Below are 24042 nucleotides of genomic sequence, written 5' to 3'. Positions count from 1 at the left end.
ATGCTGCTCTCTTTTTCTGAGATACAAAAAAAAGTCAACGATCTAGGGAAAATTATGGGGATTCCTGAGAGTGATTTGCACATTTTCTCATCATCACCAGGTGATGGTAGGCCACATATTTCCTATGATGGTGGGTCGTACAATTATATATATGCAGAGAGGGGGATAGAATTTTTTAGAAAAACAACGAGTTCAAAAGATGAGCTGTTTTATTGGATTATGTCTGACTTTATTTATAAAGTTGCCTTTCAATATGAACTGGAAAATCGTGTTGAGAACAGAGATGGGCGGCGAATTGCATTTAATAAAGCACTTGATCTTATGGGGAGTATTAGTGATGAGTGGAGATTAAAGGCTCAGCATGAAATTGATGATATCCTCACTAAAAATCCGTATACAGATACTCTTAAATTAAAGTAATAAAATCCCGGCCAACTGGCCGGGATCTTTGCTTTTAAGCCCTAAATCCCCCAACTTCCCGCCGCCACAACCGAATAACACCAAGCGCGGCGGTAACATCAACTTGTTCAGCGCTGGTGATACCGGACTCGGTGATATTCGCGTACAGGGCAGCGAATTGCAGGCAGGCAAAAACCTCAGTCTGGATGCCAAAAATGATATTGCGCTGAACAGCGCTGAAAACAGTGAAAGTCTGCGTGGCAGCAATAAAAGTTCGGGCGGCAATATCGGGGTGGGCATCGGCGCAGGGAAAGGGGCCGGTATTAGTATCTTTGCGGGCGTGAACACCAGTAAAGGTAAAGAACAGGGCGACAGCCTGACCCATACTGAAACCCAGTTGAAAGCGGGCAATACGGTAAGTATCACCAGTGGCCGTGATACCACGCTGCAAGGCGCACAGGTCAGTGGCGAAACGGTAAAAGTGGATGTCGGCCGTGATTTAACCCTGCAAAGTGAGCAAGACCGCAACAACTACGACAGCAAGCAGACCAGCGTCAGTGCCAGTGGCAGCTTCACCTTCGGCACCATGACCGGCAGCGGGAGTGTCAGCGCCAGTAAGTCGAAAATTGACTCGGATTACACCTCGGTGCAGGAGCAGACCGGATTCTTTGCCGGCAAAGGCGGCTTTGATATCACGGTGGGCGAACACACCCAGCTCAACGGCGCAGTCATTGCCTCGACTGCGGATAAAGATAAAAACACGCTGGATACCGGCACGCTGGGCTTCTCGGATCTCAGCAATCAGGCCAGCTTCAACACCTCGACCAGCAGTGTGGGCCTGAGCAGCGGCGGCTTTACCGGTAGCCAGGACTTTATCAGCAATATGGGCGGGAGCCTCCCGATCATGGGCGGTAATAGTGGTGATGCCAGTTCCACCACTCATGCGGCTATTTCAGATGGCACTATCACGGTTCGCGATACCGATAAACAGCAGCAAAATGTCGCGGACCTGAGCCGCGATGCTGAACACGCCAATAACGCCCTCACCCCGATCTTTGATAAAGAGAAAGAGCAGAACCGCCTGCGCGAAATCAACCTGATCGGAGAAATAGGCAATCAGGTGGCCGATATTGCGCGCACGCAGGGTAAGATAGCGGAAGAAAAAGCGCTGAAAGATCCGAAAGCGATTCAGGCAGCAAAAGACGCGCTGGCACAGAGCGGCAATCTGACGCCGACGGAAAAACAGCTTACCGAGCAGATACGCAATACCGCGATGGCGGCCTACGGTAGGCAACAGCATCAATAGCGCAGTGGCCGGAATGGAGGCTGGCAAAAATGCGACCGAGAATAATTTCCTGAGCAGTACCTCCTCGGAAAAACGTGATGCTTTGGCAGAGAAGGTCTTAAAAGGCGATAAATCCCTGCAAACCGCGAAAGAGTTTTTGCTGCTATCGCCTGCCGACTCAGGGCGCGGTGTCTTGGTAGGAATCGAGACTGCAGACTCCCCATTTAACCAGGCTCGTAAAGCCTTGCTGCTAGCAAGAAGCTCTTATCAAACGTACAATCAAAACCCTAAAATAGCCTTTTTCGAAAAAGAATTGCTTTTAACAGGACTTATAGTGAATAAACAGCAGCTTGCGGCAAAAATCTGGGAATCCGCCAACCAGATGCGTTCTAAAATTGAAGCCAACGAATACAAAGATTACATACTCGGCTTTATCTTCTACAAGTACCTAAGCGACCAGCTGGTGCAGTTTGTCACCAGACAGGGTATGACGCCCGAAGATATCAAAGCCCTCAATGAAGAAGACGCCGACACCGTTAAATACGTGCGAGACAACCTGGGCTACTTTATTGCCTACGATAATCTGTTTTCTACCTGGGTTGATTCCACATCCGACTTTGATGAATCTAACGTGCGTGATGCGCTCTCGGCCTTTAGCCGTTTGATTTCGCCAACCTACAAAAAACTGTTTGAAGGCATTTTTACCACCTTAGAAACAGGTTTAAGCAAACTGGGTGAAAGTGCTGGCAAACGCACCAAAGCCATCAGCGACTTACTGCACCTGATCAAAAGCATCCCCATGAATGGTAATCAAGGGTATGACGTACTCGGCTACATTTACGAATACCTGCTTGAGAAATTTGCCGCTAATGCAGGTAAAAAAGCCGGTGAGTTTTACACGCCTCATGAAGTCTCAGTACTCATGTCGAACATCATCGCCCACGAGTTAAAACACAAAGATACCATCAAAATTTACGACCCTACCTCCGGCTCTGGTTCGTTGCTGATCAATATCGGTGAGGCATTCGAGAAATACGCTAAAAACAAAGACAGCATCACCTATTACGCCCAAGAGTTAAAAGCCAATACCTACAACCTAACCCGTATGAACCTCATCATGCGCGGTATCAAAGCCAGCAACATTAAAACCCGTAATGGCGACACCCTGGAAGAAGATTGGCCGTATTTTGATGATAGCGACCCACAAGGATCATATTATGCGTTGCATGTCGATGCCGTGGTGTCCAACCCGCCTTACTCACAAAACTGGGACCCCAGCTTTAAAGACAGCGATCCGCGCTATTCACGTTTTGGCCTGGCACCTAAAACCAAAGCCGATTTTGCTTTTTTGCTGCACGACCTCTACCACCTAAAACCCGATGGCATTATGGCCATTGTTCTGCCCCATGGTGTCTTGTTCCGTGGCGGTGAAGAAGGTCAAATTCGCAAGCAACTCATTGAGCAGAATCATATTGATACTGTTATCGGTTTACCGGCCAATATCTTTTTTGGCACCGGCATTCCCACAGTGATTTTGGTACTCAAGCAAAAACGCCAAAACACCGATGTATTGGTGGTCGATGCCTCCAAACACTTTATGAAAGAAGGCAAAAACAACAAACTGCAAGCCAGTGACATCAAGCGCATCACTGATGCGGTGATTAACCGCGAAAGTATCGACAAGTTCTCGCAGCTGGTGAGCAAACAAACCCTGCGCGACAACGGCTACAATCTCAACATACCGCGCTATGTGGATTCCTCTGCGGCGACACCAAGCTGGGATTTACACGCCACTATGCTCGGCGGCATCCCCAACAGCGAAATTGCCGAGCTACATAATTTTTGGCAAGCTTTCCCGCAATTGCACGGTACTCTGTTTACGCCAAAATCCGCCGCTTACAGTGAGCTGGCTATTGCCAAACAAGACGTCAACGCCAGTATTAGTGGGCACCCGCAAGTGTTAGAGTTTATCAGCGCCTACAACCAAGCTTTTAATGGCTTTGATGACTACCTAAACACCCAGTTAATACAAAACTGGCAAAGCGTAAAGCGTAACCAACAAGAGGCGATATTGAGTACCGAGCTATTTACTCGCTTAGCCCCCATTGCCCTCATCGACAAATACCAGGCTTACCAATTTCTAAACAACCAATGGCAACTTATCAGCGCCGATTTAGAAATGATGCAAACCGAAGGCTTTGCCGCCGCCAAACAAGTTGATGCCAATATTATTATAAAGAAAAAAAATGGCCAGGACACTGAAGTGCAAGACGGCTGGAAAGGCCACATACTGCCGTTTGATTTAGTGCAACAAACTTACTTAAGTGATGATTTACAAGCTCTGGCCGCTAAAGAAACCCGCCTGGCTGAAATCGCCAGCACGCTGGAAGAAATTTTAGAATCCCTAACCGAAGAAGAAAAAGAACAAGATACGGTAAAAGAAAGCCAAGACGGCTTTGCCAATGCCGAAGTCGGTAAGGCAGCCAAAGTCTTCCTGAAAGAACAAAAAGACAGCAAAGTTAAGTTCGCAGAAGACAGCTATGAAGCCAAAATTATTCGCGCGAACAAATTAATTGATGAAGAAAAAACCCTGAAAAAAACGGTCAAAGATGCCGCTACTGCCCTGCACTTAACAACCAAAATAACTATCGAAGCATTAACTGATGAACAAGTGAACAACCTGCTGCACCTTAAATGGATTGCGCCATTAAGCACCGAACTCGCCGAGATGCCAAACGCTGTGATTAGCCAACTTACCAGCCAAGTGCAAGCCCTTGCTGATAAATACGCCGTCACTTACTCGCAAGTGGCCAATGAGATAAAAAACACCGAGCAAGAACTGGCGCAGATGATGAGCGAGCTTACAGGCAATGAGTTTGATCTGCAGGGTTTAGTCGAACTCACCAGTTTGTTGAAGGGTGAATAAGATGAGTATAGAGAATAAGGTGCCTGAGATTCGGTTTAAGGGGTTTAGTGGGGATATTTCAACCAAAAACCTTAAAGAGATTATAATAACAAACACTTATGGACCTAGATTTAATGCTAATGATTATGACTCCAATGGTAACGTAAAAACAATTAGAGGAACTGATATATCCATAGATGGAAGAGTTTTATACAACCAAGTACCGCTAGCGAGTTTAGAGGTAAATTTTATTAAAGAGCATACCTTAGAAGATGGCGATTTGGTGATGATAACAACTGCTGATTGTGGTCTCACGGGGTTATTTGAAAAGCAAACAGATAAATATATTTGTAGCGCTTATGCAGTAAAGGTAACTTTGGATCAAGAATTGGCCTCTCCTCTATATTTTAAGTATTTCTTCCAAACTACGCTTGCTAAAACTGAGATTAATAAATTCATTAGAAAAGCCACTGTAGCAAACCTGCCTGCTTCAGCTATTTTACAAATAGCACATAAGATACCTTGCAAAAAAGAACAAACCGCCATCGGCAACTATTTCCAACAGCTCGATAACCTAATCAACCAACATCAACAAAAGCATGACAAGCTCAGCAGCATTAAAAAAGCCATGCTAGAAAAGATGTTCCCCAAACAAGGCGAAACTATCCCTGAAATCCGCTTTAAAGGGTTTAGTGGGGAGTGGGAGGAGAAAGGGCTAAACAACGAAGTAGAACTTTTTAGTGGTCTGACATATTCCCCAAGTGATATTAGAAACTCGGGCACGTTAGTGCTTCGTTCATCCAATGTAAAAAATGGTCAACTAATTGAAGCTGATAACATATACGTAAATCCTGAAGTAGTTAATTGCAGCAATGTGGTGGAAGGAGACATTATTGTTGTCGTCCGTAATGGCTCAAGATCCTTAATTGGAAAACATGCACAAGTAACTTCACGTATGAATAATACTGTTATTGGTGCTTTTATGACTGGTATCAGAAGTAAACAGCCTGCATTTATAAATGCATTGTTGGATACAAATATGTTTACAACTGAAGTTGAGAAAAATCTAGGTGCGACAATTAACCAGATTACCAATGGCTCTTTTAATAGTATGGTTTTTATGTTTCCAAAAGAAGATGAACAACAAGAAATCGGCAACTATTTCCAAAAGCTCGACGCACTAATCAACCAACACCAACGACAAATCACCAAACTCAATAACATCAAGCAGGCCTGCTTAAGTAAAATGTTTGTCTAACAGGGAGCGCCATCATGACCACCTTTAAAACCGAAGCGCAATTTGAGCAGGCCTTTATTGAAGTACTGACCCATAAGGGCTGGGAAACAGAGATACTCAAAAATAAAACCGAAGCGGATTTACTGCAAAATTGGGCGTCCATTTTATTTGAAAATAATCGCCAGCGGGATCGCTTAAACGATGTGCCGTTAACCGATACGGAAATGCAGCAAATTATTGAGCAAATAAAAGAACTTAAAACTCCGCTCAAGCTCAACGGTTTAATTAACGGAAAAACCGTGGCGATTAAGCGTGATAACCCAGCCGATACCTTGCATATGGGCAAAGAAGTCAGCTTAAAAATATACGATCGCCAGGAAATCGCCGCGGGCCAAAGCCGTTACCAAATTGTGCAGCAACCCAAATTTGAACGCGGCAGCCCTTTGCGCAATGACCGCCGTGGCGATGTGCTCTTACTGATCAACGGTATGCCGGTGATCCATGTCGAGCTAAAGCGCAGCGGCATTCCGGTTAGCCAAGCAGTAAATCAAATTGAAAAGTACAGTAAAGAGGGTGTATTTAGCGGCCTCTTTTCGCTCATCCAAGTGTTTGTGGCCATGGAGCCAAACGAGGCCAAATACTTTGCCAACCCCGGGCTAGACGGCAAGTTTAATACCGACTATCAATTTAACTGGGCCGATTTTAATAACGAGCCCATGAACCACTGGAAAGACATCGCCTCTACCTTACTTTCTATCCCTATGGCACACCAGTTGATTGGCTTTTATACCGTCGCCGACGATACCGACGGCGTGCTTAAGGTGATGCGCAGTTATCAGTATTATGCCGCCAATGCAATATCTGACAAAGTGGCCAAAACCAACTGGCAGCAACTGGGTAGCGCTGCCAATAACCCTGACCGCCTCGGTGGTTATGTGTGGCATACCACCGGTTCGGGTAAAACCATGACCAGCTTTAAATCGGCGCAGTTGATTGCACAATCGAAAGATGCCGATAAAGTGATTTTTTTAATGGACAGGATTGAGCTGGGCACCCAGTCGCTGGCGGAATATCGCAATTTTGCTGGCGATGGCGAAGACGTGCAAGCCACCGAAAATACTCATGTCCTCATTACCAAATTAAAAAGCACCGCTCCCGCCGATACATTAATTGTTAGCTCTATTCAAAAAATGAGTAATATTTTTGAAGAAGTTGATGATGAGGGAACAGCAACAAATTCGGCCGACATAGAAAAAATCCGCGCTAAGCGTTTGGTGTTTATTATCGATGAGGCGCACCGCTCTACCTTTGGCGACATGCTGATTATTATTAAACGTACCTTTCCGCGCGCCTTGTTTTTTGGCTTTACCGGTACGCCGATTCAAGAAGAAAACGAAAAAAACGGCAATACCACCAGTACCGTATTTGGCAACGAGCTACACCGCTACAGCATTGCTGACGGTATTCGCGACGGCAATGTTTTGGGCTTTGACCCTTACAAAGTCTGTACCTTTAAAGATAAAGATCTACGCCAGGCCGTCGCCCTTGAACAGGCTAAGGCCGATTCGGTTGCGGATGCAATGTCTACGGCTGCCAAAAAGAAAAAATTTAATTATTTTATGAATGATGTGCCAATGGCTGGCCATAAAGATGCAACAGGCGAGTATATCAAAGGAATAGAAGATTATGTGCCAAAAGAGCAATATCTCACTGAAACCCATCAAGAAAAGGTAGTAGAAGATATTCTGGCTGAGTGGGATGTGCTCAGCCAGGCCAATAAATTCCACGCTATTTTGGCCACTAGCAGCATTGCCGAAGCCATTGACTATTACCGCCGTTTAAAAGCCGCCAAACCTGAACTTAAAATATCGGCTCTATTTGACCCGAACATTGATAACGACGGCAGTGGCGACCGTGGCCCCACCTTTAAAGGCGATGGCCTGGACGAAATTATGGCCGACTATAACGCGCGTTATGGCCAGGACTTTGATTTTGCCCGCCACGCGGCCTTTAAAAAAGATTTAGCGGCACGCCTTGCCCATAAAAAGCCTTACGAGCGCATTCATACCGAGCCTTCAAAGCAATTAGATTTACTGATTGTTGTAGATCAAATGCTCACTGGCTTTGACTCTAAATGGCTTAATACCTTGTATTTAGATAAGGTGATTAAATACCAAAATATTATTCAAGCGTTCTCACGCACCAATCGCTTGTTTGGCCCCGACAAACCCCACGGCATCATCCGTTATTATCGTTATCCACACACCATGGAACAGTACATTAACGATGCGGTAAAACTCTATTCCGGCGACAGACCTATCGGCTTATTTGTTGATAGGTTAGAAAGCAACCTTAAAGCCATAAATGAATTAGTGGTGGACATTACCGAGCTATTCGTCAGTGCGGGTGTTGAGAACTTTGAAAAACTGCCCGACGATATAGAAACCTGTGCCCAATTCGCTAAATTATTTAACACCTTTAGCCAACACCTGGAAGCAGCTAAAGTACAAGGTTTACATTGGGAACAGTCGATCTATTCCTTTACTGAAAATGATGTAGAACATGAGGTAACGCTGGCCATAGACGAACAAACTTACCTGAGCCTGGTCCTGCGCTATAAAGAGTTGGTAGGCAAAGGTGATGGCGGTGGCGCAGGTGGCGACGATGTGCCTTTTGATATTAGTGGTTATTTAACTGAAATAGATACCGGCAAAATCGATGCCGACTACATGAACAGCCGCTTTGATAAATATTTAAAAGAGCTGAATAAACACCAAGACTCTGCAAGCATTGAAAGCACATTAAATGAGCTACACAAGTCGTTTGCATCGCTCACCCAAAGCGAGCAAAAGTACGCCAAGCTCTTCTTGCACGACTTGCAGCGTGGCGATGCCCAGTTAATTGAAGGCCATACTTTTAGAGACTACATCAACACCTACAAAGATAATGCTGAAAACGCGCAATTAAATGCCGTTGTTAATGCTCTTGGTTTAGATAAAGAACTACTCATGGCATTAATGGCTGATAGTGTTAATGATAAAAATCTCAATGATTTTGGTCGCTTCGATGCATTAAAAGATTCGGTAAATACAGCGAAAGCCAGGGGCTATTTTGAAAAACAAGACGGTATAACCATACCTCTATTTAAGCTGAATATTCGCATTGATCAGTTTTTAAAGCAGTTTATTTTGGCACAAACGGATGATTTCTTAAGTGACAGAGATGTTGTTGGTGATGTGATGGACGTCCCTCCCTCAGCGTAAGTCCTGTCACACTTATGCTGAGTGTTCTTTTTTCAGAGATACTGCATCATGAACTCGATAAAAGTCATTGGTATCGAACTGGCTAAATCTGTCTTTCAGATCTGCGTCTACGCTGGCCCGCTGCTTTGGTGGCTCCGACGAGAACGCCGCCAAAGATATGAAACCGGCGCAACAGTGCTGGTAATCCATCATTCGGGCAAAGATTTGGATAAAGGCGCGCGCGGCTCCAGTGCCTTTCGTGCGGCGCTAGATGTCGAATTCAATGTGCGTCGTGAGGGCGAAGGCGGTGCACTGGTGCTGAGTTGCACCAAAATGAAGGATTCAGAAGAACCCAGCACACGGGCCTATGACCTCTCGCCGCTCAATCTGTATATCGATAACGATGGCGAAGAAGTTAACTCATTGGTGCTGTGTGATAAAGGGCGTGAAGTCAGCGATGAAGACCCCCCTACGAGGCCGAACTGGCGGGGATTCAGCGCCTGACGGCCAATCATATCGCGCTGTGGCAATCTATCCGCTCCCGTACCGCCAGTGGTGAAGCCTGTACAAAATCGCTGGTGAGGGATGATATGCGCGGCATGGGTTTTGATGTTGCGAAGAAATTTACCCGCTGGCTCGGATGGGTTGATTCATATTGACGGGGAGAACATCTACCCCAATTCATTAAGCAATACAGCAAGAAACTAACTGGGGGACGGATTATCGAAAAGACTTACTGAAAAATATGTTTCCAAGAGCAATTCAAATGCTACATAGATAATTATCTACTTATTTAATCGATATTAATGGGTTACCCATAGTCGTCATAACGCTACATAAAAACATCTCAATAAGTCCCCTATTGGATTCGCTTCCTGGCAATATCATAAGCTTTTTCATCTTCCCGTTTACCAACAGCAACGATCCAAATCACAATCTCCTCATCGATAACTTGGTAAATTAACCGAAAACCAGATGCGCGTAATTTTATTTTGAAACAGCCAGCCAGATCACCGTGCAAACGTGCTGACTCAATATAGGGATTTTCCTGTAACTTTCTTAGTTTCTTTTTAAATTGCTCTCGGATAGCTTTATCTAGTTTGTACCATTCTTTTAATGCCCGTTCGTCAAAGTCGATATTAAAGGTCATCAATATTTACCCTGATACGCTTGGCAGGATTTTTCAAACGTTCACGGACAACAGCCAAAATATCAGCATCCTCATCTTGATTACTGACCATGACGGATACTTCTGAAAAAGGCAGCTTTTCGTTCTCTGCAACATAACGTAGGAACAGGCGTAGTGCATCAGAAGGCGAAAGATTCAGTTTTTCAAACGCCTGATATGCACTTTTCTTCAGTTCATCATCCACACGAATTTGGATAGTACTCATTTTAAAAAATCTCCTGTAATGACATTTGTAATGCAGTATAGCGTATTACAAATGTAGTGCAATAGATGAGGCTACACCCAATATTGTTCATACTTATTACTCGGGCGATATCCGTGTGTTAAACATAATAGTGAACGCCACACCTGTAACGCCTTTATAAACATTAATATATTATCATTCCAGAGAATCCTTTCCGCTGAAATGATACGGCACAACATACCCATCACGGCACTTATCCAAATAATCTGCCCACCATTACACCATGAGTCTTCTTTCATCCATATGTTCGGCTTTGTGGATAACCACCAAAAGCAATGCGGCTTTCCTTTCCATTGATGCGGAATTTAAGGTACCAGAGCTTAGTACCACGAGGTTGTATCTGTAGATAGAGTCCTTGAGCATCAGTGAGTTTATAAGCTTTATCGCGAGGTTTGGCATTTCGAATTACGGCATCAGTCAGCGCCATTGGGGGTCACAAATTTTCCGAACCGAGCTGACCCCCATTTTGACCCCCAGTGATGATGGCTGCTAATGGACGTAGAAATACCAGAATGGAGAAGTGGCAAAAATCACCAGAATGTTAGATGCTGTTTTATATAGACTTTTACGGAAGATAATGGACTTTTCTGAACGACAGGCAAAAAAAAAGCCACCCTGCGGTGACTTGATTTTCATACTAATGGTGCCGAAGGCCGGAATCGAACCGGCATGCCTCGCGGCGGTTGATTTTGAGTCAACTGCGTCTACCGATTTCGCCACTTCGGCACTGAAGTAGTATGCGGAGAACGAGGTGAATTATACCTACCCGAAGTCCGTATGCAACTGTTATCCCATCATGTTTAGTCTAAGTGTTGAAAAAACCGCCATCAACGCCGTTTTAGTAGCAAATAAACACTGATTAGGAGGAAAAGTATACTTGGTAACAGCGCGCCGATAACCGGCGGGATGCTATAAACCAAGCTAAGCGGGCCAAAGATTTGATCCAGTACGTAGAAAACAAAACCAAAGAAGATTCCGGTGACCACCCGAACCCCCATTGGCACACTGCGTAATGGGCCAAAAATGAATGACAACGCCATCAACATCATTACGGCAACGGAGAATGGCGCAAATATCTTGCCCCACATATTCAGTTCGTAACGGCTCGACTCCTGCCCGCTTTGCCGCAGGTATTTGCTGTAATCGTGCAACCCGCTAATAGAGAGGGAATCCGGGTTCATGGCAACCACCCCGAGCTTCTCTGGCGTCAGGTTGGTCTTCCATTCACCGGTTAGAGTCTGCGAGCCAGTCACCTGCTTTGGATTGGTTAGATCAGACTCATCCACCTGCGATAAACGCCAAATGTTATCTTCATAGGTAGCCGTTGCGGCGTAACGTACCGAAAGCAGGCGATCTTGTTTATCGAAATGATAAATATTAACGCCCGTCAGTTCGTTGTCACCCGATACCTGCTGGATATAGATAAAGTCAGAGCCATCTTTCGCCCATAACCCCGATTGGGTCGATAGCAGTGAACCACCGTACATCTGTTGAGCACGGAAGTTACGCGCCATCTGCTCGCCTTGCGGTGCAACCCACTCGCCAATAGCCATTGTTAACAGCACCAATGGAATAGCGGTTTTCATCACCGAGGCGGCGATCTGCATACGGGTAAAGCCCGATGCCTGCATCACCACCAGTTCGCTGCGAGTTGCTAACGTCCCCAAACCGAGCAAAGCCCCTAATAGCGCCGCCATCGGGAAGAAGATCTCAATATCCTTAGGGATACTTAGCAAGGTATACATACCAGCAGAAGCGGCGGAATAATCGCCCTGCCCAACTTTACGTAGCTGATCGACAAACTTGATGATACCGGACAGCGATACCAGCATGAATAACGTCATCAGGATGGTATTGAGGATAGTCCGTCCGATATAACGGTCTAATACACCAAACATCAGGCAGCACCTCTCAATCGCGCACGGAACTTACGAGCCGGCAGGCCATCCCACAGGTTCAATATCACCGCAATCGCCAGATAAGTACCATTGACGGCCCACATCCAGATCAGAGGGTCCAGCTTGCCGTTGCCAGCATTCGAGCGCAGTGAGCTTTGTAACAGGAAGAAAATCAAATACAACAACATGGCGGGCAGCATACTCAGCACGCGCCCTTGCCGCGGATTAACCGCGCTCAATGGCACCACCAGCAGCGCCATCATGATAACTGATACGATGAGCGTCAGACGCCAATGAAACTCGGCACGAGCCTCGGGCTCATCTGAGCTCCACAGTTGTTTCATGGTCATTTGTTCGGCTACGTTGTTGTTCTGCTGTACTTCCTGATGGCCGATTATCGCCTGATAATCGACAAAATCAGTGATGCGGAAATCGCGCAACAATGCGGTGCCTTCATAGCGGGTGCCTTTATTTAGAACAACCACTTGCGAACCATTCGGGCGCTCGGTCATATGGCCACGGTCGGCCACGACAACGGAAGGACGCTGATTACCGTTTGGCCGCAATTGTGCCAAAAATACCCGGTTGAACTCTTTGCCATTCACATTACCGATAAACAAAGCCGCATTGCCATCGGTTGAGGACTTAAACTGCCCCCCTGCCAGCGCCGCCAGACTTGGGTTCGCTCGTGCATCGTTCAGCACGTCATCTTGATGTTTAGAAGACCAGGGGCCAAGCCAGATGGTGTTAACCGCCGCCAACGCAGAGGTGACGATAGCCAGAACCAATGCCGCCATAATCAACGATTTTTTGCCCATGCCGCAGGCATGCATCACGGTGATTTCACTCTCCGTATACAATTTGCCCAAGGTCATTAGCAAGCCAAGGAATAAGCTCAATGGCAGGATAAGTTGTGCCATTTCCGGCACACCAAGCCCCAAAAGGGATAAAACCAGGTTTGTCGGGATTTCACCGTCCACTGCGGCACCTAATATCCTTACTAACTTCTGACTAAAGAAGATTAATAGCAGGATGAACAGAATCGCAATTTGGCTCTTAAGTGTTTCCCGTACCAGATATCTAATGATGATCACGCTAATACGCCTGTGAAAACTTGTCTTTTTGCAGGAAAATCGATAGTTTCATCGTTAATCCGCCATTTATTCTCATCATATGGCAACCTTCACAGCTAAAATAGTATTACAGCATCTAGCGTTGAGGTGACCTATAGGAACATGCTTATAGTCGCCAAAACAAAACAACTTATGCCGTTAAGGTTAACACACGTCGTTAACACAACGGAGAGAGATCGTTGCGGAGCGCTACATTCTAGCGGTAGCTTCCGCCTTTGTCTTTAAGATTCAGGAGAGTGCATGGAGTTCAGTGTAAAGAGCGGCAGCCCGGAAAAACAGCGCAGTGCCTGTATTGTAGTCGGCGTTTTCGAACCTCGTCGTCTATCTCCCATTGCCGAACAACTCGACAAAATTAGTGATGGCTACATCAGCGCTTTATTGCGCCGTGGTGAACTTGAAGGCAAAGTCGGGCAGACGCTGTTACTGCACCATGTGCCGAATATTCTCTCCGAGCGCATCTTGTTAATTGGCTGCGGTAAAGAGCGTGAGCTTGATGAGCGCCAATACAAGCAAGTGATCCAGAAGACCATCAATACCCTCAATGACACCGGTTCAATGGAAGCCGTTTGCTTCCTGACTGAGCTGCATGTCAAAGGCCGCAACACTTACTGGAAGGTACGTCAGGCAGTAGAAACAGCGAAAGAAACGCTTTATACCTTCGATCAGCTTAAAAGCAATAAAACCGAGCCGCGCCGCCCACTGCGTAAAATGGTGTTTAACGTGCCAACCCGCCGCGAACTGACCAGCGGTGAGCGCGCCATCCAGCATGGTCTGGCAGTGGCATCCGGTATCAAAGCGGCCAAAGACTTGGGTAACATGCCGCCAAATATTTGTAACGCCGCCTATCTGGCCTCACAAGCGCGCCAGTTGGCTGATGCATTTAGCACTAACATCGTCACCCGCGTGATTGGTGAGCAGCAGATGAAAGAGCTGGGAATGCACTCTTATCTGGCAGTTGGTCATGGTTCGCAGAATGAATCATTGATGTCGGTGATAGAATATAAAGGTAATCCAAACCCCGCAGCTAAGCCAATTGTGCTGGTGGGTAAAGGCTTGACCTTCGATTCCGGCGGTATCTCCATCAAACCTGCCGAAGGCATGGATGAGATGAAATACGACATGTGCGGTGCCGCCACTGTGTATGGTGTGATGCGGGTGGTGGCTGAGTTGCAATTGCCGCTAAACGTCATTGGCGTACTGGCGGGTTGTGAAAATATGCCGGGTGGCCGCGCTTATCGCCCAGGCGATATCCTCACCACCATGTCCGGCCAGACAGTAGAAGTGCTCAATACCGATGCCGAAGGCCGCCTGGTATTGTGCGATGCGCTGACCTACGTTGAGCGTTTCGAGCCAGAACTGGTGATTGATATCGCCACACTGACCGGCGCATGTGTGGTGGCATTAGGCCATCACATCACCGGTTTGATGTCGAATCACAATCCATTGGCTCACGAGCTTATCGGGGCATCCGAACAAGCGGGCGACCGTGCATGGCGTCTGCCACTGGGTGATGAGTACGCCGAGCAACTGGACTCCAATTTTGCCGATATGGCAAACATTGGTGGTCGTGCTGGTGGAGCCATTACCGCCGGCTGCTTCCTGTCACGCTTTACCCGTAAATATAGCTGGGCGCATCTGGATATTGCCGGTACGGCATGGCGTTCAGGTAAGAATAAAGGTGCAACCGGCCGTCCCGTCGCGTTGTTATCTCAGTTCTTGCTTAACCGCGCAGGGTTAAACGGCGACGATTAATCGTTTTGATGTATTAAGGTTAACAACAACAGTGAATGAAGGGTTGACCGCACCTGGGGGCGCTTCGGTGGCTTACGCCACTACGACCCCAACGGCACGATTCCCCTTCATTTGATTTTGTTAGCAGTCTGAGGGCACACTTTTGTGCCCTTTTACGTCGTAGAGAACCTATGAAAAACGCCACCTTTTATCTGCTCGAACACGACACGCCCGCTGGTGAGCTACGTGCTCATGAGGCGTTGGCCTGCGACATTGCGGCTGAGCGTTGGCGGGCAGGCAAACGGGTACTGATCGCCTGTGAAAGCCAGGAGCAGGCCCAGCGGCTGGATGAAGCGCTATGGCAACGGGCACCTGAGCAATTTGTTCCGCATAATTTGGCGGGTGAAGGGCCAAAGTATGGCGCACCGGTTGAACTGGCCTGGCCCGAACGGCGTGGAAATTCCCCGCGCGACCTGCTTATCAGCCTGCTGCCAGAGTTCGCAGGTTTTGCCACCGCTTTCCATGAAGTGGTAGACTTCGTTCCTTACGAAGAAAATTTGAAACAGTTGGCGCGCGACCGATATAAGTCTTATCGCAGCGTCGGCTTCCACTTGACCACGGCAACGCCGCCAACTAATTGAACTAAAAAAGAAAATGGAAAACACACCTTCTAATATCGACAAAACTGAGCCGTCCCTCGATAAAACATACAGCCCGCAGGAAATCGAACAGCCGCTGTATGAACACTGGGAAAAACAGGGCTATTTCAAGCCGAACGGCGATACCAGCAAAGAAAGTTACTGCATCATGATCCCGCCGCCGAACGTCACCGGCAGCCTGCACATGGGCCATGCGTTCCAACAAACCATCATGGATACCTTGATTCGTTATCAACGTATGCAGGGCAAAAATACCCTGTGGCAAGCCGGAACCGACCATGCCGGTATCGCGACCCAAATGGTAGTTGAGCGCAAAATTGCCGCAGAAGAAGGCAAAACTCGCCACGATTATGGCCGTGACGCATTTATCGATAAAATCTGGCAATGGAAAGGCGAATCCGGCGGCACCATTACGCGCCAAATGCGCCGTCTGGGTAACTCCGTGGATTGGGAACGTGAACGTTTCACTATGGACGATGGCCTGTCCAACGCGGTTAAAGAAGTGTTTGTTCGTCTGCATAAAGAAGACTTGATTTACCGTGGCAAGCGCCTGGTCAACTGGGATCCAAAACTGCGCACCGCCATTTCTGATCTGGAAGTGGAAAACCGCGAATCGAAAGGCTCCATGTGGCACCTGCGTTATCCGCTGGCCGATGGCGCGAAAACGGCGGAAGGCAAAGACTATCTGGTGGTCGCCACCACGCGCCCAGAAACCATGCTCGGTGACACTGGTGTGGCAGTAAACCCGGAAGATCCGCGTTATAAAGATCTGATCGGCAAAGAAATTATCTTACCGCTGGTTGGCCGCCGTATTCCGATCCTTGGTGACGAACACGCCGACATGGAAAAAGGCACCGGTTGCGTGAAAATCACGCCAGCGCACGACTTTAATGACTATGAAGTCGGTAAACGCCACGCCCTGCCGATGATCAACATTCTGACTTTCGACGGTGATATCCGCAGCGAAGCGGAAGTGTTTGATACCAATGGCGAAGCGACCGATGCGTGCAACGGTGCCATTCCAGAACAGTTCCAAGGTTTGGAGCGTTTTGCGGCCCGTAAAGCGGTAGTGGCTGAATTCGATAAACTTGGCCTGCTGGAAGAAGTCAAAGCCCACGACCTGACTGTGCCTTATGGCGACCGTGGCGGCGTGGTTATCGAGCCGATGCTGACTGACCAATGGTATGTTCGCACCGCTCCGTTGGCTAAAGTGGCCATTGAAGCGGTCGAAAACGGCGAAATTCAATTCGTACCGAAGCAGTACGAAAACATGTATTACTCGTGGATGCGCGATATCCAAGACTGGTGTATCTCCCGTCAGTTGTGGTGGGGCCACCGCATTCCTGCCTGGTATGACGAGCAGGGTAAAGTGTACGTCGGCCGCGATGAAGCCGAAGTCCGTCGCGAGAATAACCTGGGGGCTGATGTTGCCTTGCGCCAGGATGAAGACGTGCTGGATACCTGGTTCTCCTCTGGCCTGTGGACCTTCTCCACACTGGGCTGGCCTGAGCAAACCGACGCACTGAAAACCTTCCACCCGACCAGCGTGGTGGTCAGTGGCTTTGACATTATTTTCTTCTGGATTGCCCGCATGATCATGATGACCATGCACTTTATGAAAGATGAAAATGGTAAGCCGCAGGTGCCATTTAAAACCGTCTACATGACCGGCCTTATCCGTGATGACGAAGGGCAGAAAATGTCCAAGTCGAAAGGTAACGTCATCGACCCACTGGATATGGTTGATGGTATCTCGCTGGAAGAATTACTGGAAAAACGCACCGGTAACATGATGCAGCCGCAGTTGGCGGAGAAAATCCGCAAGCGCACCGAGAAGCAGTTCCCGAACGGTATTGAGCCGCACGGCACAGATGCGCTGCGCTTTACGTTGGCAGCGCTGGCCTCGACCGGCCGTGATATCAACTGGGACATGAAACGCCTGGAAGGTTATCGCAATTTCTGCAACAAGCTGTGGAACGCCAGCCGTTTCGTGCTGATGAACACCGAAGGACAGGATTGTGGGCAGAACGGCGGCGAAATGGTGCTGTCACTGGCTGACCGTTGGATTCTGGCTGAATTCAATCAGACCATCAAAGCCTACCGCGAAGCGATGGACACTTATCGTTTCGATTTGGCCGCTAATATTCTGTATGAATTTACCTGGAACCAGTTCTGTGACTGGTATCTGGAACTGGCCAAGCCGGTGATGAACAGCGGTTCTGAAGCTGAACTGCGCGGAACTCGTCATACTCTGATTGAAGTTCTGGAAGCCCTGCTGCGTCTGGCACACCCCATCATTCCTTACATCACAGAGACTATCTGGCAGCGAGTCAAAACCCTGAAAGGTATTACTGCGGACACCATCATGTTGCAGCCTTTCCCGGAATATGATGCCAGCCAAGTTGATGAGAAAGCACTGAGTGATCTGGAATGGATCAAACAAACCATTATTGCGGTGCGTAACATCCGTGCGGAAATGAACATCGCACCGGGTAAACCGCTGGAAGTGATGCTGCGTGGAGCCAATGCCGAAGCACAGCGCCGTGTGCTGGAAAACCAGAGTTTCATTCAGTCACTGGCGCGCTTGTCCTCTCTCACCCTGTTGGCTGACGGTGAGAAAGGGCCGGTATCTGTGACTAAATTGGTTGAAGGTGCCGAAGTGCTGATCCCGATGGCTGGCCTGATTGATAAAGCCACCGAACTGGAAAGGCTGGCAAAAGAAGTGGCCAAGCTGGAAGCTGAAATTGAGCGTATCGAAGGCAAGTTGAGTAATGAAGGTTTTGTGGCGCGCGCGCCAGAGGCCGTGGTTGCTAAAGAGCGTGAACGAATGGCAGCCTGCGCTGAAGCTAAGCAGAAGTTAATTGAGCAACAAGCGACTATCGCCGCACTGTAATTAACCTGAGATTCAACAGCAAAATAGAAACAGCGGACTATTTAGGTAGCCGCTGTTTTTTTATCATTGTATTAATTCAGTGTCATACCCTAAATAATTCGAGTTGTAGGAAGGCGGCCAACGCACATACAGCTTGAAGTATGACGGGTATAGATGGTATTACAGATTATTACTAAGTTATTACCTTTGGGTTTAAAGAGTATGACCACAGCCACACCTATCCGCCTGCTGGTACGCCCCATCACCGTAGCAGACAACCTTGCTATCGCTAATGTCATCCGGGAAGTTTCGGCTGAGTTCGGCTTGACTGCCGATAAAGGCTATACCGTGTCTGATCCCAATTTGGATCACTTATATGAGCTGTACAGCCAGCCACGCAGCGCTTACTGGGTGATTGAAGTCGACGGAAATATTGCAGGCGGCGGTGGCGTGGCACCTTTGTCGGGTGGTGAAGCGTCTTTGTGTGAATTGCAGAAAATGTATTTCCTGCCGATATTGCGCGGTAAAGGGTTGGCTAAGCAGTTGGCGTTACAAGCGCTGGAGTTTGCCCGTCAACAAGGCTTCAATCGTTGCTATCTGGAAACCACCGCCAGTTTGACCAGTGCCGTTGGTTTGTATGAAAGATTAGGTTTTGAGCATATCAATGGCCCAATGGGAAATACCGGTCATGTGGATTGCGAAGTGACTATGCTGAAATCGCTTTAACTTCCTCTCAGCAAATATCAAGGGACATTACACCCTAAAGTTAATAAGGAGTACCCGAAGCGGTGAAAACATGCAGATCGTAAAGACGCCGTAAACCCCTCCCTGGGGGCTCGAGCCGCGCCTTCCTTGGCGCGGACGCTTTACTCTTCTGCCTGCCCTCACCTTGGCGAGATCGAGTGATCGAAGCTTGTCAGCCCCTGATTAAATCCTCAAAGTCATTGGTGTTACAGCAAGGCAGCAAACGAACAAATCCCGATGAGCTGACTCAAGTCAGTGATTCGGGTGCGTGAGTGCCGCTAACACAGCTGTAGCGTCAAAGACGAAGAGGAATCTAGTGGCGCTTACCGTCGTCGTCTTCGTCCACTAACTCTTCGTCGTCGAACTCGCCGTCTTCATCATCTTCTGCGTTAGGATCTTCATAGTAAGTGCCCCAACCGTCGTAGTTAACGCCACAAGTTTCAGCCAGTGCTACCAGTTGCTCAACTTGCGCATCAATAATATCTGCATTCAACGCCACTTCGCTTATGACGTCACAGCACATAACCACAGAGCCATCTTCCACTTCCAGCTCTTCGGCATCAGTCACTTCATAACCTAGTTTGAAAGCTTCAACGGCGGCTTTTTCCAATACTTCGAACTTCTCGGCAGAAAGGTGGTGCTCAATGGTGTACAGCGCATCGGGATCGCTGCCATCGTCCAACAGCTCTTCGATAATCAGGCGGGTTTCGTCACGTTGTTCGTCCAGCAGTTCGCGGTTTGCCATGCCTTTATCCTCAGTCAATGGGCTTAGTATGGCGCTATTTTCCCACACCCACGCTATTGCCTCCACTATAAACGAGAAAGATTTATTGATTGGGGTTGTAATTGAATATTTATACGTATAAATTGAATTTAAATTCAAATGGACCATTTGAGTTACCTGGAGATGAATCTATGAGTCAGTTCTATAAACGTCACTTTCTGAGGTTACTGGATTTTACCCCCGCCGAGATAACAGCCCTGCTGGATTTAGCGGCACAATTGAAGCAGGCCAAGAAATCCGGCTGTGAGCAACAAAAATTGGCAGGCAAGAATATCGCGCTCATCTTCGAAAAAGACTCGACTCGTACTCGATGCTCTTTCGAAGTTGCCGCATATGATCAAGGTGCGCGCGTAACTTATCTCGGCCCAGGCGGGAGCCAGATTGGGCATAAAGAATCAATTAAAGATACCGCCAGAGTATTAGGCCGGATGTATGACGGTATTCAATATCGTGGTCACGGCCAAAAGGTGGTTGAAACGTTGGCTGAATTTGCCGGCGTGCCGGTATGGAATGGCCTGACCAATGAATTCCATCCAACCCAATTACTGGCAGACTTATTGACCATGCAGGAGCACTTGCCGGGCAAGCCCTTGAGTGAAATGAAATTTGCCTATCTGGGTGATGCGCGCAATAACATGGGTAACACGATGTTAGAAGCAGCGGCGTTGGTTGGGATGGATCTGCGCCTGGTGGCACCAAAAGCCTGCTGGCCAGAGGCCGAATTAGTCGCCGCTTGTCAGGCGCAGGCCAAAAAAACCGGCGCTAAAATTACGCTGACCGAAGATATTGCCGAGGGCGTAAAAGGGACTGATTTCTTGTATACCGATGTGTGGGTTTCGATGGGTGAACCGAAAGAAGTCTGGCACGAGCGGGTGGCATTGCTCAAACCCTATCAGGTCAATATGGAGGTGGTGAAACTGACCGGTAACCCGCAGGTTAAATTCCTGCATTGCTTGCCCGCATTCCACGATGACCAAACAATTGTCGGCAAACAAATGGCAGAACTCTATGACTTACCGGGCGGCATGGAAGTGACCGACGACGTATTTGAATCGGCTCACAGCATCGTATTTGATCAAGCCGAAAACCGCCTGCACACCATCAAAGCCGTGATGGTTGCGACATTGGGTCAAGACTAAACATAACAGGGCCGATCATCTGATGTGTCGGCTTTTAATTATTTTCACATCTAGTCAATAAGCGTTATTGGCGCAGGCAGATTGAGTGCGGACAGCGCGCAGCCAACGGAGCATACACGGAGTATGTGACGGCGGCGAGCACTGCCCGAAGCTCAAGCTGACAAGTGAAATAGCTTATTTTACAGATATCTTCACAACAGCTTTACGCACATTAGCCGGCTCGCCCACTGCACATAATGGTTTATGCACTTCACCTGGGTAAAACACCACGAAATCACCGGGTTGCATTATAAGTTGCTTCTCATCAACACCTGCCGGTAAGAAGGCAATATCTTTGTCTGCCAACCAGTCAATATCGGGCTTACCGGCAGGTAAGTTACTGAACGTCATCCCCTCAACACCCGCCAGAACTATCTGAATATCCAGATATTTAGCGTGATATTCCGCACGGCGGTTTTCCAGATAATCGGTACTGTCATTGGAAATCAGTACAAACAGATTGTTTCCATCAATATCATGTTTGCCCAACGGGGTTTCGGCAGTGATGTGGCTTTTTACATATTCAATAGCTTCTTTTAATTGCACCGGCAGATAAGGCAACAATGCCAAATGGTGAATATTTCCGCTAATCATGGTCTTCCCTTTCAGATAAAAATGAAATGATGTTTCATTATAACCAGATCGCGATTCACAGTGTGAGACGTGTTTAACAAATATTGACTGACCTCATCCGTGGTAATGCTTCAGCCCCTTATCTAAATCAGCTCATGTTTATTATTTTTTTTAATATCGCTTTATCACTAATTGTTATAACAAATAACCCTTGAGACTTTGACCACAGACAGCAAAGCTACTATTGTGAGAAAATGCGGTAAACAGTCGAAAAAACAACAATTTCCGGCGAATGTTAACGATCAATATGTGCTGTCTATGCTAAAAAATAAGATGGCATAATCTATCTTGGGGAGTCTCAATGAAAGCAAAAATTCTGTCATTATTGGTTTTGGCAGCACTATCTGGTAGCGCATTAGCAGGAACGCCACCGGATACACTAGTAGTAGTGCAATCCCTGGATGATATTGTTAGTCTTGACCCGGCAGAAAGTAACGAGCTTTCTAGTATTCAGACCGTACCCAGCCTGTATCAACGCTTAGTCCAAGCTGATCGTGATAATCCAGCCAAAGTAGTGCCGGCTCTGGCAGAAAGCTGGCAAGGCGATGCCGCTGCCAAAACGTTAACCGTTAAATTGCGGCCAAAAGCGGTGTTTTCTTCCGGTAATCCGGTGCAGGCCGATGACGTGATTTACTCCTATACCCGAGCGGTCAAAATGAACCGTTCACCGGCCTTTATCCTCAACGTGTTAGGTTGGGATGCCAGCAATATCGACCAACATCTGAAGAAACTCGATAACGATACTGTGCTACTGAGTTGGAGTGCGGATGTCAGCCCAGCAGTGGCGCTAAATATCTTATCAACACCAATTGCCTCGATTGTTGATAAGAAAGCCGTTACCGCCCATGTTAAAGCAGACGACTACGGCAATGCCTGGTTGAAGATGAATTCCGCTGGCAGTGGCCCATTCAAAATGCGCGTTTATCAGCCGCACCAGGCTATCGTACTGGATGCCAACCTCACCTCACCGGGTAATAAGCCGCTGGTTAAAAATGTCATTATTAAAAACGTACCGGACCCAAGCGCCCGCCGCCTGCTGATTCAGCAAGGTGATGCTGACATCGCGCGTGAATTAGGGCCAGATCAGACCGCAGCGCTGAAAAATCAGGCTGGCGTTAACGTAGTTGAGATCCCATCGGCGGAGCAAAACTATCTGGTATTTAACACCGCCAATGCAGCAAACCCATTGTTAAGCAACCCGGCATTGTGGGAAGCAGCCCGCTATCTGGTTGATTATCAGGGAATTACTAAAGATCTGTTAAAAGGACAGTATTTCGTTCATCAGAGCTTCTTGCCGGTCGGTTTACCGGGCGCGCTGGAAAACAACCCGTTTACTTTTGATCCCGCTAAAGCCAAAGAGATCCTGGCAAAAGCCGGTATCAAGGATGCCTCGCTGACACTGGATGTCGAGAATAAACCGCCGTTCATCACCATCGCCCAATCGTTGCAGGCAAGTTTTGCACAAGGTGGCGTGAAACTGGTGTTGCTGCCAGCGGCGGGCAGTCAGGTCTACGGCCGGGTGCGTGCTAAACAGCATCAGTCCGCTATCCGTCTATGGATACCGGATTATTTCGATGCACACTCCAACGCCAGCACTTTTGCCTACAATGATGGCAAAGGCGGCACCGTTGCCAGTTTAAATGGCTGGGTTATCCCTGAACTGAATAAACAGACTTTGGCGGCAGTTGCAGAAACAGACCCTGCTAAGCGAACTGAGCGTTACACCCAGTTGCAGCAACAGTTACAACAAAGCTCGCCTTATATCTTTATAGATCAAGCCAAAGCACAAGTTGTACTGCGAGATAATGTAAAAGGCTATCAGCAAGGTTTGAATGCCGATATGGTCTATTATGACCGTGTCAGCAAATAACCTATTCCCTGCGTACTTGAAGTTACAGGGTTGTTAGTT

17 protein-coding genes, 1 tRNA gene and 2 pseudogenes are annotated in these 24042 nt (G+C 47.6%); 12 read left to right on the top strand and 8 right to left on the bottom strand.

Annotation, left to right across the window (positions count from 1 at the left end):
* The 6 genes and pseudogenes from AT01_RS14910 to AT01_RS22345 all read left to right on the top strand — a co-directional run.
* A complete protein-coding gene (locus AT01_RS14910; protein WP_042547683.1) occupies positions 1–420 on the top strand; it encodes an Imm63 family immunity protein in 420 nt (139 codons plus the stop codon).
* 28 nt (positions 421–448) lie between these two features.
* Complete coding sequence (locus AT01_RS21815; protein ID WP_327212959.1) at positions 449–1705, top strand: hemagglutinin repeat-containing protein; 1257 nt, start codon at positions 449–451, stop codon at positions 1703–1705.
* A 313-nt stretch (positions 1706–2018) separates the two neighbouring features.
* On the top strand, positions 2019–4610 hold the full coding sequence (locus AT01_RS14900; RefSeq protein ID WP_042548651.1) for a type I restriction-modification system subunit M: 2592 nt from the start codon (positions 2019–2021) through the stop codon (positions 4608–4610).
* A 1-nt stretch (position 4611) separates the two neighbouring features.
* The gene (locus AT01_RS14895) at positions 4612–5847 is read left to right on the top strand and encodes a restriction endonuclease subunit S (protein ID WP_042547681.1); all 1236 of its coding nucleotides are present in this window, start codon (positions 4612–4614) and stop codon (positions 5845–5847) included.
* 14 nt (positions 5848–5861) lie between these two features.
* Positions 5862–9089: a type I restriction endonuclease subunit R, EcoR124 family gene (locus AT01_RS14890; protein WP_042547680.1), complete on the top strand. Its 3228-nt coding sequence runs from the start codon at positions 5862–5864 to the stop codon at positions 9087–9089.
* A gap of 109 nt (positions 9090–9198) precedes the next feature.
* Positions 9199–9776 (top strand): annotated as a pseudogene (locus AT01_RS22345) (helicase RepA family protein); the annotation flags it as partial.
* 151 nt (positions 9777–9927) lie between these two features.
* Here AT01_RS22345 and AT01_RS14880 read toward each other — a convergent pair.
* From AT01_RS14880 to lptF, 6 genes and pseudogenes are all read right to left on the bottom strand, one after another.
* Complete coding sequence (locus AT01_RS14880) at positions 9928–10218, bottom strand: type II toxin-antitoxin system RelE family toxin (protein WP_042547679.1); 291 nt, start codon at positions 10216–10218, stop codon at positions 9928–9930.
* Positions 10208–10462 carry a type II toxin-antitoxin system RelB/DinJ family antitoxin gene (locus AT01_RS14875; protein WP_005175264.1) on the bottom strand — a complete coding sequence of 85 codons (255 nt, stop codon included), beginning with the start codon at positions 10460–10462 and terminating at the stop codon, positions 10208–10210. Before AT01_RS14875 ends, AT01_RS14880 begins: the two co-directional genes overlap by 11 nt.
* Positions 10463–10757: 295 nt before the next feature.
* A pseudogene (locus AT01_RS14870) lies at positions 10758–10928 on the bottom strand (Arm DNA-binding domain-containing protein); the annotation flags it as partial.
* A 214-nt stretch (positions 10929–11142) separates the two neighbouring features.
* Positions 11143–11227: transfer RNA gene (locus tag AT01_RS14865), tRNA-Leu, on the bottom strand.
* A 101-nt stretch (positions 11228–11328) separates the two neighbouring features.
* Positions 11329–12399 carry an LPS export ABC transporter permease LptG gene (gene lptG, locus AT01_RS14860; protein ID WP_042547677.1) on the bottom strand — a complete coding sequence of 357 codons (1071 nt, stop codon included), beginning with the start codon at positions 12397–12399 and terminating at the stop codon, positions 11329–11331.
* A complete protein-coding gene (gene lptF, locus AT01_RS14855; RefSeq protein WP_042547676.1) occupies positions 12399–13493 on the bottom strand; it encodes an LPS export ABC transporter permease LptF in 1095 nt (364 codons plus the stop codon). Before lptF ends, lptG begins: the two co-directional genes overlap by 1 nt.
* A gap of 279 nt (positions 13494–13772) precedes the next feature.
* On the opposite strand from lptF, the gene pepA reads away from it, so the two are divergent.
* The 4 genes from pepA (at position 13773) to AT01_RS14835 (ending at position 19520) form a co-directional block, all read left to right on the top strand.
* Positions 13773–15284: a leucyl aminopeptidase gene (gene pepA, locus AT01_RS14850; protein WP_042547675.1), complete on the top strand. Its 1512-nt coding sequence runs from the start codon at positions 13773–13775 to the stop codon at positions 15282–15284.
* A gap of 170 nt (positions 15285–15454) precedes the next feature.
* Positions 15455–15904 carry a DNA polymerase III subunit chi gene (locus AT01_RS14845; protein WP_042547674.1) on the top strand — a complete coding sequence of 150 codons (450 nt, stop codon included), beginning with the start codon at positions 15455–15457 and terminating at the stop codon, positions 15902–15904.
* A 13-nt stretch (positions 15905–15917) separates the two neighbouring features.
* Positions 15918–18815 (top strand): valine--tRNA ligase, encoded by a 2898-nt coding sequence (locus AT01_RS14840; protein WP_042547673.1) that lies wholly within the window; start codon positions 15918–15920, stop codon positions 18813–18815.
* A 201-nt stretch (positions 18816–19016) separates the two neighbouring features.
* A complete protein-coding gene (locus AT01_RS14835; RefSeq protein ID WP_019084214.1) occupies positions 19017–19520 on the top strand; it encodes a GNAT family N-acetyltransferase in 504 nt (167 codons plus the stop codon).
* A gap of 331 nt (positions 19521–19851) precedes the next feature.
* Here AT01_RS14835 and rraB read toward each other — a convergent pair whose 3' ends face one another.
* Positions 19852–20283, bottom strand: a complete 432-nt coding sequence (gene rraB / locus AT01_RS14830) for a ribonuclease E inhibitor RraB (RefSeq protein ID WP_042548650.1) — start codon at positions 20281–20283, stop codon at positions 19852–19854.
* A 170-nt stretch (positions 20284–20453) separates the two neighbouring features.
* On the opposite strand from rraB, the gene argF reads away from it, so the two are divergent.
* A complete protein-coding gene (argF, locus tag AT01_RS14825; protein WP_042547672.1) occupies positions 20454–21461 on the top strand; it encodes an ornithine carbamoyltransferase in 1008 nt (335 codons plus the stop codon).
* A 174-nt stretch (positions 21462–21635) separates the two neighbouring features.
* On the opposite strand, the gene AT01_RS14820 is transcribed toward argF, so the two are convergent.
* Positions 21636–22094, bottom strand: coding sequence for a YhcH/YjgK/YiaL family protein (locus tag AT01_RS14820; RefSeq protein ID WP_042547671.1), 459 nt, complete (start codon positions 22092–22094; stop codon positions 21636–21638).
* Positions 22095–22434: 340 nt separating this feature from the next.
* On the opposite strand from AT01_RS14820, the gene AT01_RS14815 reads away from it, so the two are divergent.
* Positions 22435–24003 (top strand): ABC transporter substrate-binding protein, encoded by a 1569-nt coding sequence (locus tag AT01_RS14815; protein WP_042547670.1) that lies wholly within the window; start codon positions 22435–22437, stop codon positions 24001–24003.
* Positions 24004–24042: the final 39 nt, after the last annotated feature.

This window comes from Yersinia aldovae 670-83, from assembly GCF_000834395.1.
GTDB classification, from domain to species: Bacteria; Pseudomonadota; Gammaproteobacteria; order Enterobacterales; family Enterobacteriaceae; genus Yersinia; species Yersinia aldovae.
This window is presented reverse-complemented; position numbering and strand designations above follow the sequence as displayed.

Coding starts and splice junctions, on each gene's coding strand:
- AT01_RS14840 (WP_042547673.1), top strand. CDS start 15,918: ATGGAAAACACACCTTCTAATATCGACAAAACTGAGCCGTCCCTCGAT.
- AT01_RS14880 (WP_042547679.1), bottom strand. CDS start 10,218: ATGACCTTTAATATCGACTTTGACGAACGGGCATTAAAAGAATGGTAC.
- AT01_RS14875 (WP_005175264.1), bottom strand. CDS start 10,462: ATGAGTACTATCCAAATTCGTGTGGATGATGAACTGAAGAAAAGTGCA.
- lptG (WP_042547677.1), bottom strand. CDS start 12,399: ATGTTTGGTGTATTAGACCGTTATATCGGACGGACTATCCTCAATACC.
- AT01_RS14890 (WP_042547680.1), top strand. CDS start 5,862: ATGACCACCTTTAAAACCGAAGCGCAATTTGAGCAGGCCTTTATTGAA.
- argF (WP_042547672.1), top strand. CDS start 20,454: ATGAGTCAGTTCTATAAACGTCACTTTCTGAGGTTACTGGATTTTACC.
- AT01_RS14895 (WP_042547681.1), top strand. CDS start 4,612: ATGAGTATAGAGAATAAGGTGCCTGAGATTCGGTTTAAGGGGTTTAGT.
- AT01_RS14845 (WP_042547674.1), top strand. CDS start 15,455: ATGAAAAACGCCACCTTTTATCTGCTCGAACACGACACGCCCGCTGGT.
- AT01_RS14815 (WP_042547670.1), top strand. CDS start 22,435: ATGAAAGCAAAAATTCTGTCATTATTGGTTTTGGCAGCACTATCTGGT.
- AT01_RS14910 (WP_042547683.1), top strand. CDS start 1: ATGCTGCTCTCTTTTTCTGAGATACAAAAAAAAGTCAACGATCTAGGG.
- AT01_RS14835 (WP_019084214.1), top strand. CDS start 19,017: ATGACCACAGCCACACCTATCCGCCTGCTGGTACGCCCCATCACCGTA.
- pepA (WP_042547675.1), top strand. CDS start 13,773: ATGGAGTTCAGTGTAAAGAGCGGCAGCCCGGAAAAACAGCGCAGTGCC.
- AT01_RS14820 (WP_042547671.1), bottom strand. CDS start 22,094: ATGATTAGCGGAAATATTCACCATTTGGCATTGTTGCCTTATCTGCCG.
- rraB (WP_042548650.1), bottom strand. CDS start 20,283: ATGGCAAACCGCGAACTGCTGGACGAACAACGTGACGAAACCCGCCTG.